The sequence below is a fragment of the Methylobacterium sp. WL116 genome, from assembly GCF_008039455.1.
GTDB lineage: Bacteria > Pseudomonadota > Alphaproteobacteria > Rhizobiales > Beijerinckiaceae > Methylobacterium.
Map to the genome: position 1 here is coordinate 1 of NZ_VRUV01001114.1, position 504 is coordinate 504.

1 protein-coding gene is annotated in these 504 nt (G+C 75.8%); it reads left to right on the plus strand.

Annotated elements, in window-relative coordinates:
• Positions 1–504, plus strand: a 504-nt coding sequence (locus FV223_RS29650; protein WP_147730121.1) for an ABC transporter ATP-binding protein, incomplete at both ends; no start/stop codon positions are given.

Below are 504 nucleotides of genomic sequence, written 5' to 3' on the forward strand. Positions count from 1 at the left end.
CCGCCCAGCCGGCCCGCGCGCTCGGCACCCTCAACGCGATCCTGCAGGAGGCGGCCGCCGCGCTGACCCGCTACTTCGCGCTGATGGACGAGGCGCCGACGATCCGGGAGGCGCCCGCCGCCGTCGCGCTGAGGCGGGGACCGGGCGAGATCGCCTACCGGAACCTGCACTTCCGCTACCGGCCGGACGCGCCGGCGCTGGAGGGCATCGACCTCGTCGTGCCGGCCGGCTCGACCACGGCGCTGGTCGGCCGCTCGGGCTCGGGCAAGTCCTCGCTGCTGAACCTCGTGCCCCGCCTCTACGACGCCACCGCCGGAACGGTGGCCATCGACGGGCAGGACGTGCGCGGGGTGACGCTGGCGTCGCTGCGCGCGGCCGTCGCGGTGGTGTCGCAGGAGGTGGTGCTGTTCGACGACACCATCGCCGCCAATATCGGCTTCGGCCGGCCCGGCGCCACGATGCCCGAAATCGTCGCCGCCGCGGAGGCCGCCGCCGCCCACGGCT